Origin of the sequence: Pseudoalteromonas phenolica (genome assembly GCF_005886345.1) — a bacterium.
GTDB lineage: Bacteria > Pseudomonadota > Gammaproteobacteria > Enterobacterales > Alteromonadaceae > Pseudoalteromonas > Pseudoalteromonas phenolica_A.
Window position 1 is genome coordinate 107,558 of record NZ_PNEC01000054.1, and the last position, 13,434, is coordinate 120,991.

12 protein-coding genes are annotated in these 13,434 nt (G+C 44.6%); 6 read left to right on the top strand and 6 right to left on the bottom strand.

The window, feature by feature from the left end:
• Positions 1 to 45 precede the first annotated feature (45 nt).
• The 6 genes from CWB72_RS17375 to fadI all read right to left on the bottom strand — a co-directional run bounded on the left by CWB72_RS17375 (position 46) and on the right by fadI (position 6,271).
• Positions 46 to 495 carry an MBOAT family O-acyltransferase gene (locus CWB72_RS17375; RefSeq protein WP_130255490.1) on the bottom strand — a complete coding sequence of 150 codons (450 nt, stop codon included), beginning with the start codon at positions 493 to 495 and terminating at the stop codon, positions 46 to 48.
• A gap of 104 nt (positions 496 to 599) precedes the next feature.
• Positions 600 to 875 carry a YfcL family protein gene (locus CWB72_RS17380; RefSeq protein WP_130255489.1) on the bottom strand — a complete coding sequence of 92 codons (276 nt, stop codon included), beginning with the start codon at positions 873 to 875 and terminating at the stop codon, positions 600 to 602.
• Positions 876 to 883: 8 nt separating this feature from the next.
• Positions 884 to 2,011, bottom strand: a complete 1,128-nt coding sequence (locus CWB72_RS17385) for an ATP-NAD kinase family protein (protein WP_138634007.1) — start codon at positions 2,009 to 2,011, stop codon at positions 884 to 886.
• The gene (locus CWB72_RS17390; protein WP_138568089.1) at positions 2,001 to 2,570 is read right to left on the bottom strand and encodes an elongation factor P hydroxylase; all 570 of its coding nucleotides are present in this window, start codon (positions 2,568 to 2,570) and stop codon (positions 2,001 to 2,003) included. Before CWB72_RS17390 ends, CWB72_RS17385 begins: the two co-directional genes overlap by 11 nt.
• Before the next feature lie 192 nt (positions 2,571 to 2,762).
• Positions 2,763 to 4,961, bottom strand: coding sequence for a fatty acid oxidation complex subunit alpha FadJ (gene fadJ, locus CWB72_RS17395; protein WP_138634010.1), 2,199 nt, complete (start codon positions 4,959 to 4,961; stop codon positions 2,763 to 2,765).
• Complete coding sequence (gene fadI, locus CWB72_RS17400) at positions 4,961 to 6,271, bottom strand: acetyl-CoA C-acyltransferase FadI (protein ID WP_138562208.1); 1,311 nt, start codon at positions 6,269 to 6,271, stop codon at positions 4,961 to 4,963. Before fadI ends, fadJ begins: the two co-directional genes overlap by 1 nt.
• A 303-nt stretch (positions 6,272 to 6,574) precedes the next feature.
• On the opposite strand from fadI, the gene CWB72_RS17405 reads away from it, so the two are divergent.
• The 6 genes from CWB72_RS17405 to CWB72_RS17430 are packed head-to-tail and all read left to right on the top strand — an operon-like array spanning position 6,575 to position 13,424.
• Positions 6,575 to 7,531 carry an AAA family ATPase gene (locus tag CWB72_RS17405; protein ID WP_138634013.1) on the top strand — a complete coding sequence of 319 codons (957 nt, stop codon included), beginning with the start codon at positions 6,575 to 6,577 and terminating at the stop codon, positions 7,529 to 7,531.
• 2 nt (positions 7,532 to 7,533) lie between these two features.
• Positions 7,534 to 8,481 (top strand): DUF58 domain-containing protein, encoded by a 948-nt coding sequence (locus CWB72_RS17410; RefSeq protein WP_138634061.1) that lies wholly within the window; start codon positions 7,534 to 7,536, stop codon positions 8,479 to 8,481.
• A gap of 3 nt (positions 8,482 to 8,484) precedes the next feature.
• On the top strand, positions 8,485 to 8,919 hold the full coding sequence (locus tag CWB72_RS17415) for a DUF4381 domain-containing protein (RefSeq protein ID WP_138634016.1): 435 nt from the start codon (positions 8,485 to 8,487) through the stop codon (positions 8,917 to 8,919).
• Positions 8,912 to 9,910, top strand: a complete 999-nt coding sequence (locus CWB72_RS17420; protein WP_138634019.1) for a vWA domain-containing protein — start codon at positions 8,912 to 8,914, stop codon at positions 9,908 to 9,910. The genes CWB72_RS17415 and CWB72_RS17420 overlap by 8 nt, the downstream gene beginning before the upstream one ends.
• A 2-nt stretch (positions 9,911 to 9,912) precedes the next feature.
• The gene (locus CWB72_RS17425) at positions 9,913 to 11,799 is read left to right on the top strand and encodes a vWA domain-containing protein (RefSeq protein ID WP_138634064.1); all 1,887 of its coding nucleotides are present in this window, start codon (positions 9,913 to 9,915) and stop codon (positions 11,797 to 11,799) included.
• On the top strand, positions 11,793 to 13,424 hold the full coding sequence (locus tag CWB72_RS17430) for a BatD family protein (protein ID WP_138634022.1): 1,632 nt from the start codon (positions 11,793 to 11,795) through the stop codon (positions 13,422 to 13,424). Before CWB72_RS17425 ends, CWB72_RS17430 begins: the two co-directional genes overlap by 7 nt.
• The last annotated feature ends 10 nt before the right edge of the window (positions 13,425 to 13,434 follow it).

Sequence of the window (13,434 nt, forward strand, 5' to 3'; positions counted from 1 at the left end):
TGAGTTAGCAAAGCCATCCACGCAAGTAGATGGCTTTTTTATTTTTTAAAGCACCAAACTCAATAATTGCTTAGCGACATAAAAACTAGCACCTATAAAGCCTGCATTTATTAGTGCTCTGACAAACCAAGGTAATGTGCCATATCTCAGCTTTACGGCTTCACTCAGCACGACAGCTAGCCCCATCAAAGTAAACCACACCGTCAGCAAAATACTGCTTTGTTGTTTTACCAGCATAATGGCCAAATCGTGTAAAAAGCCACTGACAAAGAAAGTCGCAACAACCGCGATTGATTTACCAAAGAAGCGTTTAAGTGGCTGATAAACAAATTGAGATAAGTAGTAGCCCCACACTGGATTCCAATATTGCCAGAACTGAGCAAAAGAGCTTGCCCCGAAAGAGCGAGATAACATGTTTTTTAATGAGTCAGCATGACCTAAAGGCACGCCATTACGTAGCTTTACGAACTGCGCCAAAGTGATTTTAGTTGCCATTAAGTCCCCTACTAAGCTCTACTTCCGACTCTACCCTATCGCAAAAACAAAAAACCGCGAAATGATCGCGGTTTTTTATTTTAATCTGAAAGTTAAAACTCAGATCAAGCTAAGCCTTTAACTTGTTCCCAGATATTAACCACGTGGGTTTTGTCATCATCTGTGAGCTCGCCATTGCGATACGCTTTGACTAAGCTTTTTTCGATTTGCTCGTTTAGCTCTTCAGGTGTTAAGTCTTCACCTTCAACCTGTGCGTAACCCACAGCCAAATCAAAATGGCCACGTAGGTAGCCACCAGCGAATAGTTCATCGTCACTGGCTCTATCTACTAAATCATCAAAAAACTGCTGCGCTGACTCTACGTATTGTTGAAATAACATCTTATCTCCTAGTTTAATTCTTCGTGGCCAACAGCATACATCACATGGTCGTTGTAGCCTGTGATCACTTTGATGTAACCACTTAATTCTTCATCTAATGCTTCATCACCAGTATCGGCGATAAGCGGTCTGCCATTCAGCGCTTGCAACTTGGTCTTTGTTGCAATGACCATAATATTTTCTTTGCCAATTTTGCGAATGAGCGCTGGGCTTAATTGCTGATTACCACGGCCAAAGATGTGGCCTTGCCCACCTATCAAAGTGATCACTAATTTGGTTGGCATTTTTTCTGCGGCAGTCAATAAATCTGCGGCGTTCATGTCTTGACCTATCAACTCATGATCACAGATAAGGTCTACGCCTAATAAGGTGTTCTGAAGGCCAAGCTCTTCCATAACAGCTGCAACTGTTGAGCCTGAGCCCATGATATATTGCTCGTCATCTTCCATCTCGCTGATCACGAAAGCGGCAATATCGGCAAGCACCAATTCATCGCTCTCTTTACCGCCATTTTTAACGCTTTGCACATAGCGTAACTCGCTTGGTACTTGCATTTCGCCATAGCGTTTCGCTTTTACTGTACCTTGACGAAATGCCTCTTCGTCAATGTCCATTACGTCGGCTTCACCTAAAGTGACAAGCTCACCTTTTACCAGCATATCGACGACTCGGCCCGCAGCTTTTGGTGTAATTGCATATACGCCAGAGTGAATTTTACAGCCCGCTGGTACACCTAATACAGGAATTGAATCATCAACGGCAGCACAAATATTACGCGCAGTGCCATCGCCCCCTGCGAATAAGATCATATCAACACCTTCGGCTAACAGCGCTTTTGCCGCGGCTTCAGTGTCTTCAGGGGTTGTCGGAGTGGCACTTTGATAAGCCACATACGTCTCAAAGCCCATTTCTTTAGCCAGTCGCTCGCCCATTTCACCATTGACAGTATAAACATGAATGTTTGCTTGGTTTTCTTTAAGTTGTTCAAGGGCTAATGCCGTTCGAGCATTGGCTTTTGGCTCAGCACCTAATGCCATCGCCTTGGCTGCAGTATCACTGCCATCACTGCCTTTTAGCGCCACACTACCACCCAAGCCAGCAACTGGGTTAATGATCAATCCTAGTTTAAACTGCATCTAAAAACTCCTCTGGGCACTGCCAATCAAACTGTGCTTCAGTTAACGGCCATGGGGTTTTATAAAAGTCACTCAGTGCTTTTAATAACTCTTCGGTGCGAATGTTAAAGCCCTTTTCTAATAGCTCGAACACTTGCGCCTGTACGCGCTTTTGAAAGCTAAAACGACAGGTTTGCTCACCATTTAAATTGTCGACCGACACGTTAAAATCAAACCCAGCCGCTGCGCTTAACGCCCACTCAATAGCCTGCGGTTTGATTTCTACTTTTTCAAACTCATATTGTTGTTCTGCACTTCGACCATCAGGACAATACCAATACCCATAATCTTCAAGTTCTCGGCGACGCTCTCCTGCCACTAACCAATGAGCGATTTCGTGCAGCGCACTGGCATAAAAGCCATGGGCAAAAACCACTTGGTTATACGGAGTGTCGGCATTTTCAGGTAGATAAATCGGCTCATGCTCACCTTTTATCAAGCGTGTGTTGTAAGCCTCAAAAAACAGGCCATCAAAGGTTTGCGTCAGATCCGAAATATGGTGCGATATTGGGTTTGTCATTGGGTGTATCAAAGGAGCTAGAAATCCAAAATGCTGATGTCGATAATTGCGCCGCATTGTAAGGTTTTTTACCGTGAAAGTAAAAATGAGCCTCATCCATTTCTGCTGATACGAAAAAAGGCGTCTGACGACGCCTTTAGATTCAAAACAATGTAGGGAAATAACTGTTTGTATAACTTAGTTATCTTGTTATTAAGCTGGCTTTTCTGTCGCCTTCAAGTTGTCTTCAGCGCTAGATTCATCCGCTTTTACAGCCTCTGGCTCCTCTTCAACTTTTACTTCTTCTGCTTCAGCAACGACTTCAAGTTCAGGCTTGGCAGTCTCTGCAGGCATTAAGCACTCAGCAGGTGTGAAAAACGGGTTGTCGTTCGCGAATGTTGCTAACTGTGAACACAGGTTTTCAATACCCATCTTGTTCATGTAAGTGAAAGGACCACCTAAGAATGGTGGGAAGCCAATACCAAAGATTGCGCCAATATCACCATCGCGCTCGTTAGCAATAATGCCTTCATCTAAACAGCGTACTGCTTCATTTAGCATTAAAGACACACAGCGATCTGCGATTTCTTTCTTATTCAAGCGTGGGCTTGGCGTTACACCAAGTAGCTCGTATACAGACTCATCGACTTTCTTGCCTTTTTTGTCGTACTTATAGAAGCCACGACCAGTCTTACGACCTAAACGTTTGCTGTCGATTAAACGGTTAAACGCATCTGGTGCTTTGAAGCGATCGCCCAGCTCTTTTTCAAGAATTGGGGCAATCTTAGAGCCAATGTCGATACCTACTTCATCGAGCAATGCCAGTGGGCCAACTGGGAAACCGAATTCAACCAGTGCGGCATCAATCTTCTCGATTGGCTCACCTGCTAGCAATAGGTTTGCCGCTTCGTTCACGTAAGGCGCTAAAATACGGTTTACATAGAAGCCTGCTTTGTCTTTCACCACGATAGGCGTTTTGCCTTGCTTACGGGCAAATTGAACCGTACGCGCAATGGTTTGCTCAGATGTACCGTCATGAGGAATGATCTCAACCAATGGCATTTTTTCTACCGGTGAGAAGTAATGTAAACCAATGATGTTCTCAGGGCGCTCTGCTTTTTCAGCAATTTGTGCAATCGGCAGTGACGAGGTGTTACTAGCAAAAATAGTTTCTGATGAACAGTTTTGCTCAATTTCAGCCACCATGCTTTGCTTAAGGTTTAAGTCTTCAAACACCGCTTCAATCACCATATCAACGTGCTTAAAACCTGAGTAATCAGTCGACCCCGTAATGCGGTTCATGGTTTGCTGTACGTCGGCATGAGACATAATGCGACGCTTCTGACGCTTAGATAAAATCTTATAGCTGTAGTGAAGTGCATTGCTCACACCTTGCTGCGCCACATCTTTTACACGCACTAAGGCTTTAGCTTTAACCGCACTTACATGGGCAATACCTGCACCCATTAAACCACCACCAAGTACCGCTGTACGCTGCACTTTTGCGACATCGTCTTGGTAGTCTTTTTTCATTTCAGTGGTCGCGAAGAAAATACCACGTAGTGACTTAGACACCTCAGTCATTACTAAGTCAGCAAACCCTTCTGCTTCTGTTTTGTAAGCTTTCATTGGGTCAAGCTCAACAGAGGCACGCACGGCTTTGATGATGTTAATTGGTGCAGGATAATGGCCGCCAGTTTTCTTTAACACACCTTCTTCTGCTTTTTTGAAGATGATGTTACGACCAAATGGGTTTGACTCAAGCGCCCAGCTAAACTTATCTAGTTTTGGCTTAGATAGCTTTGCTTTGCCTTTTGTTGCAAATTTAGTTGCCACATCAAGCAGAATACTTTGTGGTACACAATCATTCACAAGCCCTGCTTTTTTAGCTTGCTTAGCGCGCACTTGCTTACCTGTAAGCATCCACTCTAGCGACTTTTGAATACCCACTAGTTTTGGTAAACGTTGTGTGCCGCCGCCACCTGGTAATAAACCTAACTGTACTTCTGGTAAACCTAGTTTTGTGATGTCGCTGTCTGTACATACACGGTAATCACAGGCAAGAGCAAACTCTAGGCCGCCGCCTAATGCTGCACCATGGATAGCTGCAACCGTCGGGTATGCTTGATTTGCCATAGTGAAGAAAGCTTGCTGACACATTTCAGATAGCTCTAACGCATCATTACGCGTTTTTGCACTATCTAGCATTTTGATATCAGCACCTGCGATAAAGTTATCTTTTTTACCACTGATGAACACCATACCTGTAATGTTATCATCACGGCCCTGCTTTAAGATTGCCGATAGGTCATCAGCAAAACTTGCACGCAAGGTATTCATTTTCTCATCGGCAACATCAATGGTTACAACTGCAACCTTGCTATCCGTTAGCTCATAACTAAATACTGACATTATGCACTCTCCAATACGAAGGCCGCACCAAGACCACCTGCAGCACATGCAGTTGTCAGTGCTAACCCGCCACCACGGCGTTTTAATTCATTTAAGCTCTGTGTGATAAGACGTGCGCCAGTCGCTGCAAATGGGTGACCATAAGCCAGTGAACCACCGTTAACGTTAAACTTATCCATATCAATTTCACCGATCGCTTTCGAGCGACCTAGTTTTTCTTGCGCAAACTTATCACTGCCAAACATCTTCATGTTTGCAAGTGCTTGCGCAGCAAATGCTTCGTGCATTTCAATTAAATCTAAATCTTGTAAGGTGATCCCCGCTCTGTCTAACGCGATAGGCGTTGAGTGCGCTGGACCCATTAGCATATCTTCGTGTACGCCAATTGCCGAGAAACCAAAACTGCGAACATAACCAAGGATCTCATAACCAAGCGCCTTGGCTTTGCTTTCACTCATCATCAGTACGGCCGCTGCGCCATCTGTTAATGGTGTTGCGTTTGCGGCAGTTACAGAGCCGTGTTGTCTATCAAACACAGGACGAGGCTTTGCATAACCTTCAATGGTTGAGTTATGGCGAATGTTGTTATCTTGTTCGATGAAAGACTTATAAGGTGGTACATGTGCCGCCATCACTTCATCTGCAAGTAGGCCATCGTTCCATGCTTTACTCGCTAATGAGTGTGAACGGTGTGCCAATGCGTCTTGATCCGCGCGGCTAATACCATGCGTTTTAGCCATCTGCTCAGCCGTTTGGCCCATTGATAAACCAGTTGAATACTCAGCCACCGCTGGCGGTACTGGTAATAAATCTTTAAGACGAAGTTTGCTGAAGATTTTCAAGCGCTGACCTAATGTACGCGCTTTGTTTAAATCAACTAAGCTGCCAGCTAGCTTTTTACTTACACCAATTGGCAATACAGAAGAAGAATCTGCACCACCTGCAATACCAACATGGGCGTTACCCGCCACAATAGACTCTGCGACGTTGGCAATGGCTTGGAAGCTGGTCGCACACGCTCTAGATACTGAGTAGGCATCTACCGATACTGGCATACCTGTACCTAGTACGATTTCACGCGCGATGTTTGGCGCTTCAGGCATTTGTACTACTTGACCAAAAACCAGTTGGTCAATTTCATTTTTATCAAAGTTAAGACGCTCAAGCATCTCATTAACGACAAGTTTGCCTAGGTCTAGCGCTGGAACATGGTGGAATGCTGTTGCCTGCTTGGCAAATGGGGTACGAAGACCGCTGACAATCGCGATTCTATCGCCTTTTCTTGTTTTTAGTATGTTTTGTTCAGACATTGAATTTGCTCTCCCGCTGACAGGTCTGACCTGTTGAATTTACATCGATTCTAAACAACCAACAAAAATATGCCAATAAAAATTTTAATTCGGCTATAAATTGAGCACCAAACTCAACCCTAGATGTTTTTTTAACCAGACGCAAAATATCTTTACAAAACAAGGGAACTATTTGATGTAGTGCAGTCTAATCAATATCGTAATCTTCCTTTAAATTTCGTGTTTATTGATAGCAAACACTTGAGAAGTAACGATAGAATCCTTATAAATTAAGCAAAAAATTTTGTCAGTAAAGGACAAACCATGGCAGTAAATGAATTCTCAGCTCTGAAAAAATATTTAGATACGCAGATTATTGGTCAACCAGAACTGACCCAAGCGCTACTTATTGCGATGCTTGCAGACGGCCACCTATTGGTTGAAGGCCCGCCGGGACTTGCAAAAACCCGTGCTGTTAACGCCCTCGCTAAAGGCATAGAGGGCACTTTCCAACGTGTGCAATTTACCCCAGACTTATTACCAGCCGATGTCACAGGTACTGACATTTATCGTCAGCAAACCAATGAATTCGTTTTCGAAAGTGGTCCACTGTTTCACAACCTGATCTTGGCCGACGAAATTAACCGTGCTCCAGCCAAAGTGCAATCAGCGCTGTTAGAAGCTATGGCTGAACGACAAGTGACGGTTGGTAAGAACACTTATCCGCTGTCAGATCTGTTCATGGTTATGGCCACGCAAAACCCGCTGGAGCAAGAAGGCACATACCCTCTGCCGGAAGCACAATTAGACCGCTTCTTATTGCATTTAAACATCGACTACCCGGGCGCTGAAAACGAACTTGCCATCCTTCGTTTAACTCGAGGCGAAGCCCTAGAAGAGCATCAAGGTGATTTCACCGCCATTAGTCAAAACACCTTATTTGAAGCACGTAAGAAAGTGTTATCGATGCATCTTGCTGAGCCGCTAGAGCAGTATCTTGTTCAACTGATCATAGCAACTCGTGAAGCTGCAAAACTTGATGAGCAACTGGGTCGTTGGATTGAGTTTGGCGCCAGCCCGCGTGCCACTATCGCCCTTGATAAATGTGCCCGCGCACACGCATGGTTACATGAACGTGATTTTGTGACGCCAGATGATATTCAAGCAGTACTGCATAATGTATTGCGTCACCGCATTATTTTAAGTTACGAAGCGCAGGCTGATGGTATCAGTAAAGACCAAGTGATCAGCCGTATTCTTGAACTTGTCCCAGTGCCATAATGATGCAACAAGCCGTATTCGATACATCGCAATGGTTAACTCAGTGTCACAGTAATGGCGCTGAGCTCGACTTAAAAGAATTGCTTTACTACAAATCTAAAGCACACCTTTTGTCTTTAAAACCGAAAAAGCGCATTCAAAGCAGCCAAGCAGGCCAATACCTTGCGCCACACAAAGGCCGCGGGATGGAGTTTGCTGAAGTTCGCCAATATCAATATGGTGACGACATTCGTGCCATCGACTGGCGAGTCACGGCCCGTACAGGCATTACTCACACTAAGCTCTATCAAGAAGAAAAAGAGCGACCGGTATTTGTGTTCACCGATTTATCAAACAGTATGTTGTTTGGCTCGCAGCTTTTACTGAAATCTGTGCAAGCCGCACATTTAAGTGCGCTTGTGGCTTGGTCCGCATGTCAACGTGGCGACCGTTTAGGCGGCATTGTATTTAGTGAATACGCCCATCATGAATTAAAACCTACAGCACGTGATAAAGGCGTGCTGTCGTTAAGTCATCAATTGGTCGACATTCACAAGCAAGCTTTTGCTAACCGAGAACAAAACGCTGTGAATCGCTTTTCCGATAACTTAAAACGCTTAACGCACTTAGCCAAGCCAGGCAGCTTAATTTACCTCATCTCTGATTTTAATCACCTGCAAGAAGCCGATTTCAAACAGCTTGAACGTCTAGCGCGCCACTGTGAACTAATTGGTTGTCAGATAAGTGATCCGTTCGAACATCAATTACCTGCCTACCAAGATGCCATCAAGGTCGATGCCGAAGGCCAATCTTGGACGTTGCCACTGATGAACAAACAATTTAGAGACAAGTTTGCAGAGCAAACTACGCAAGTGTTTAACCAGCGCTTTCAACGATTACAACGCACAGGCATGAGCATGTTGAACTTTTCAGCAGCCCACCCTATTGAACAGCAAGTAGTGAGACTTTAACCGATGCAAGCTTCACCACTCGACGCACTTCATGATGTTTTACCACCAGAGCAAGTAGCTTGGTGGCCATTGTCGCTGCCAACTTGGGCGGTGATAATCACTTTACTTATTTTGCTTATCACACTTGGCATGTGGCTTTATAAGCGTAAGCAGTTTTTAAAAGCCAAAAAAGCCGCCATAGAGCTGGCTAAACAACAAAGTGATGATGCGCAGCAACTGCATATAATCTTAAAACGCCTCGTAAAACATTATTACGGTGCGCCTTTGACTTCATTGCCTACTAAAAAGTGGCAAAGCATTTTAAATACACTCAGTGGCGAACAGTTTTCTGAACAGGCGCTACATAGCTTATATGGCCCAGAGAACAACCCTGAATTAGCCAAGCAACTATTTAATGCCATCAAAAATCTAAAACTCAAGGAGGCCATTGATGTTTGAATTTAGCTGGCCTTGGGCGTTTTTACTGTTACCTTTACCTTGGATTTTAAGGCGATTTACCGCCAGTACAGAGCAAGCCAAACAAAGGCTACGTATGCCTATATTTGCCCAGTTTTCTAAACTGGCGCCAAGCCTCAAAGAGTCAAAGCAAAAAACCAACTGGTTCGAAGCGCTAGTTTGGTTGTGTTTGGTTATTGCTGCAGCTAACCCACAATACTTAGACGACCCTGTTACTTTGCCCAATGAAGGTCGCGATATTATGCTAGCAGTGGATTTATCGGGTTCGATGGATGAGCAAGATATGGAGTATCAAGGCCGTTATGTAGACAGATTATCAGTGGTGAAAGCGGTTTTAGGTGACTTTATCGAACAGCGTCAAGGCGATCGCCTCGGGCTGATTTTATTCGCTGACACGGCCTTTTTACAAACTCCGCTTACGCGAGATTTAGACACAGTGAGTCAAATGCTTAGCGAAGCGCAAACTGGCCTTGTAGGCCGTGCCACCGCAATTGGTGATGCTTTGGGTCTAGCCGTAAAACGTTTTAGCCAAAAGCAAGACAGTAACCGTATTCTTATATTGCTGACCGATGGCCAAAATACCGCGGGTAACCTAGAGCCCGATGAAGCGCTTATTTTAGCGCGCGAAGAAGGCATTAAGGTTTACACCGTTGGTGTTGGCTCTGATGGTCGTGGCGGCTTTAGTCTATTTGGCATGGGCGGGATCGGCGGCAGTAACATTGATGAAGCCACGTTAAATAAAATTGCCACCGAAACTGGCGGCTTATACTTTAGAGCAAAAGACGTCGCTGGCCTTCAGCAAATCTATCAAGAGCTCGATAAACTAGAGCCTGTCAGCGACGAAAATGAAACCTTCAGACCGCAAATCGCCTTGTTCTTTTGGCCTCTAGCAGCAGCACTGGTATTACTGATGCTTAATCAACTGTACGTTAATCTTGCACGACTGCTTTCACGTTCTGGTAAGGAGGCTTAATGATGGAATTTGAATTTTTAAGACCCCTACTGTTACTTTTAATTATCCCTTGGGCCATCTTAACCACGGTACAAGTGCTAAATAAAAGCCGAAGCAATAAATCTGGATTAATTGCGCCGCATTTAGCCCATGCGATGCTAACCGAAGGTAAAGCAAGCAAACAAACAAACCCGTGGCTGCTGGCGCTATTTACCTTGCTATGCATTATTTTTATTGCAGGCCCAAGCTTTGAAAAGCAAGAAGTGCCGGTATTTAAGTCAAAACAAGCGCGTGTGGTTGTGATGGACATGTCTTATTCGATGTTCTCAACCGACATTAAACCTGACCGCCTCACTCAAGCGCGCTTTAAAGCACTCGACATGGTCGAGCTGTTTAAAGAAGGCGAAACCGCATTAGTTGCCTACGCTGGCGATGCGTTTACCGTGTCTCCACTGACTTCTGATGCCAGTACATTAAGTAATTTAATTCCAAGTCTTAGCCCTGAGATTATGCCCAGTAAAGGCTCAAATGTTTACGCAGGTATTGACCAAGCTATGCAACTGTTGTCTCAAGCGGGGTACATACAAGGCGAGATTATTTTAATTACTGACGGGCTTGATCAGAATGATGTCGATGAAGTTCGAGAAGCCATGCAAAGCAGTAAGTTTACATTAAGCATCTATGCCATAGGCACCGCACAAGGTGCGCCGATTGCATTACCAGAAGGCGGATTTATGAAAGGTCGCAGCGGTGAAATAGTCATTCCAAGATTGAATGTGGCGCCCCTTAGAAACCTCGCTGCCGTCAGTGGTGGTCAGTTTTCAGCATACACGCCAGGTGCTGAAGATATTCAAGTGTTTGCGCCAACAGCGAGTTCTAGCGAAGCAGATCAGACTGATAAAGAAAACAAAATACTTTGGCGCATTGATGCAGGTAAATATGGCTTAATTTTACTTATTCCATTGGCATTGTTACTACTACGCAAGTCAGCATTGGTATTATGTGCACTATTCTTTATGTTGCCACTGTCTCAACCAGCTCATGCAGCAGATTGGCAATCTTGGTTTAAAAATACCGACCAAAATGCCTTATCGGCATATCAATCTAAAGAGTTTGAAAAAGCGGCTGTCGCAGATAACAGTGATTTAAAAGGCGCAGCACTTTATAAACAAGGCCAGTATGAGCAAGCCGCCGCCGCATTGAAGAACAGCCCCTCGGCGATTGGTCAGTACAATTATGGCAATGCCCTTGCCCAACTTGGCAAACTGGATGAAGCCATTGCCGCTTATGAGCAAGCGCTAAAGCAGAATCCTGATTTTGACCAAGCTAAAGAAAACAAAGCCCTGCTAGAGCAAATGAAGCAACAACAAGAGCAGCAACAACAGAATCAATCTCAAGATGGTGAGAATAATCAAGATCAACAATCAGGTGAACAGTCAGATCAACAAGGCCAATCAGACAAATCTGAGCAAGGTCAACAAGACCCGCAGCAAGGCGAGTCTGGCGAGCAATCTGACCAGCAACAAGGCGAACAGTCTGAGCAAGATGCCGAACAACAAAACTCGGGCCAGCAAAACTCTGATCAGCAAAACAAGCCTGATATGCAAGCCGACGCACAACAGCAGCAAAATCGAGCTGAGCAAAAAAACGGCGAGCAATCTGAGCAACAAGCCCAACCTCAGCCGCAACAAGCCACAGAAAACAATGAACAACAAGGTCAGCAGCAAATGATGCAATCGGCTCAAGCTAAGCCAATGACCCCTGAAGAAAAAGAAAAAGCGCAGCAGTTAAACCAGTTACTCAGGAAAGTACCTGATGACCCTGCCATTCTATTACGAAACAAAATGCGCTTAGAGGCCCAAAAAAGAGCCCAACAACGTCGCCTTGGAGGATCTAAACAATCATGGTAACCCGTTTTTATATTGCCTGTGTGTTTTTACTGTTTAGCACAGCGAGCGTCGCTTTTGACAAGTTAACCGCATCGGTAGACAGAAACCCTGTTTCAGTGGGCGAATACTTTACCCTAACTATTTCTGCCAACGGTCTTATTAAAAGTCAACAGCCTGATACCAGTGCCTTGGCGAGACAATTTGTGATGGGCCCTATAAGTAAAAGTGAGAACAGGCTTGTCATAAATGGTCGATTGAATAGTGAAACCACTTGGCAAATGCAACTCATGTCGCGTAAAGCGGGCGACATTACGATCCCAGCTTTCACTGTTTCTGGTAAAAGTAGCGACCCAATCAAACTAAAAGTGGTTGCACGCAGTAACGATGCCGATGAACAAAAAGACATCTTTATCAAAACCGAGTTAAAGCCAAGCAAGTTGTTTGTTCAACAAGCAGGCCTTTACACGGTTAAACTTTATTTAGGTAAAGACCTATTAGACGGGCAACTGTCAGCGCCCGCTATGGAAGACGCGCAAGTCACACTTCTTGGTAAGCAAAAAGAAGACTATGAAGTAGTTGATGGTCGCCGTTATATGGTCATTAGCCGAGAGTATCTACTTCAACCTCAAAAAAGTGGTGAATATACTATCGAGCCGCCAATTTTTAATGGTCAAGTTAGAGAGAATTATCGCCGTATGTCGGTCTCTGCCATGGGCAAAGCTGAAACAATTGACGTGCAACCTGTGCCTGAAACCTACAATGGCGCATGGTTACCCAGTGAGTTAGTCAATTTAAGTGAAGAGTTTCAGCCTATCTCTGATGAAGTGGTGGTTGGCACACCAATCACGCGTACTATCACCCTGACCGCATTAGGGGTGACTAAAGAGCAGTTGCCTGAAATTCGATTACCAGAAGTCGATGGCTTTAGAAGCTACCCAGATGAGAGCGAGCGTAACCAACTTGCACGAGATGGTCGGGTGATCTCACAACTTGTCAGCTCGTATGCGCTGGTACCACAAACACCTGGCACTTACACCCTACCTGAAGTAAAACTGCCTTGGTTCAATACAGTGATTAACCGTGTGCAATATGCGACCTTGCCAGCTCGTACGCTGACCGTTATTGCCGATCCGAATCAAACGGCGCCAGCTATACCAAACATGACAGCACCATTGCAAAATCAACAGGCAATCGAGCCAACGATTGTTGAAGTCTCAGTTGAAAAGACGCTGCTTGATTGGATCATTTTAATATCGGGCTATGTGCTTTGGGTATTCACTTTGATTTTTGTTTGGCTTGGTTTTATCGTTCGAAAAAAACCAGCGATTGAAACTGAAACCAATGACACATTCAAACCAAGAATGAGTTTGAGCTTGCTAACACAAGCGGCTAAAGCGAACGATAAAACGCGCTTTTATCAGTTATTAAGTGAGTTTGTTACTACTGAGCTCACTACAACCTCTTTTAGCCAGTGGCTAAAAGAGTTAGATAACGCTGAGCTAAAAGCAGAAATTGTAAACTTACAAGCAGCCCTTTATAGTGAAGGGGCGGCTTCTGCAAATCTTGAGAAAATTGCTAAGCTCATATCTCAAATTGAGAAAAACCAAGCAGATCAGGAACGTAGCTCGCTACAGCCTCTGTACTGAAAATTTTTAT

What these genes read in the sequence shown, in the direction of transcription:
- CWB72_RS17375 (WP_130255490.1), bottom strand. Translation starts at nt 495, where the DNA reads ATGGCAACTAAAATCACTTTGGCGCAGTTCGTAAAGCTACGTAATGGC.
- CWB72_RS17380 (WP_130255489.1), bottom strand. Translation starts at nt 875, where the DNA reads ATGTTATTTCAACAATACGTAGAGTCAGCGCAGCAGTTTTTTGATGAT.
- CWB72_RS17385 (WP_138634007.1), bottom strand. Translation starts at nt 2,011, where the DNA reads ATGCAGTTTAAACTAGGATTGATCATTAACCCAGTTGCTGGCTTGGGT.
- CWB72_RS17390 (WP_138568089.1), bottom strand. Translation starts at nt 2,570, where the DNA reads ATGACAAACCCAATATCGCACCATATTTCGGATCTGACGCAAACCTTT.
- fadJ (WP_138634010.1), bottom strand. Translation starts at nt 4,961, where the DNA reads ATGTCAGTATTTAGTTATGAGCTAACGGATAGCAAGGTTGCAGTTGTA.
- fadI (WP_138562208.1), bottom strand. Translation starts at nt 6,271, where the DNA reads ATGTCTGAACAAAACATACTAAAAACAAGAAAAGGCGATAGAATCGCG.
- CWB72_RS17405 (WP_138634013.1), top strand. Translation starts at nt 6,575, where the DNA reads ATGGCAGTAAATGAATTCTCAGCTCTGAAAAAATATTTAGATACGCAG.
- CWB72_RS17410 (WP_138634061.1), top strand. Translation starts at nt 7,534, where the DNA reads ATGCAACAAGCCGTATTCGATACATCGCAATGGTTAACTCAGTGTCAC.
- CWB72_RS17415 (WP_138634016.1), top strand. Translation starts at nt 8,485, where the DNA reads ATGCAAGCTTCACCACTCGACGCACTTCATGATGTTTTACCACCAGAG.
- CWB72_RS17420 (WP_138634019.1), top strand. Translation starts at nt 8,912, where the DNA reads ATGTTTGAATTTAGCTGGCCTTGGGCGTTTTTACTGTTACCTTTACCT.
- CWB72_RS17425 (WP_138634064.1), top strand. Translation starts at nt 9,913, where the DNA reads ATGGAATTTGAATTTTTAAGACCCCTACTGTTACTTTTAATTATCCCT.
- CWB72_RS17430 (WP_138634022.1), top strand. Translation starts at nt 11,793, where the DNA reads ATGGTAACCCGTTTTTATATTGCCTGTGTGTTTTTACTGTTTAGCACA.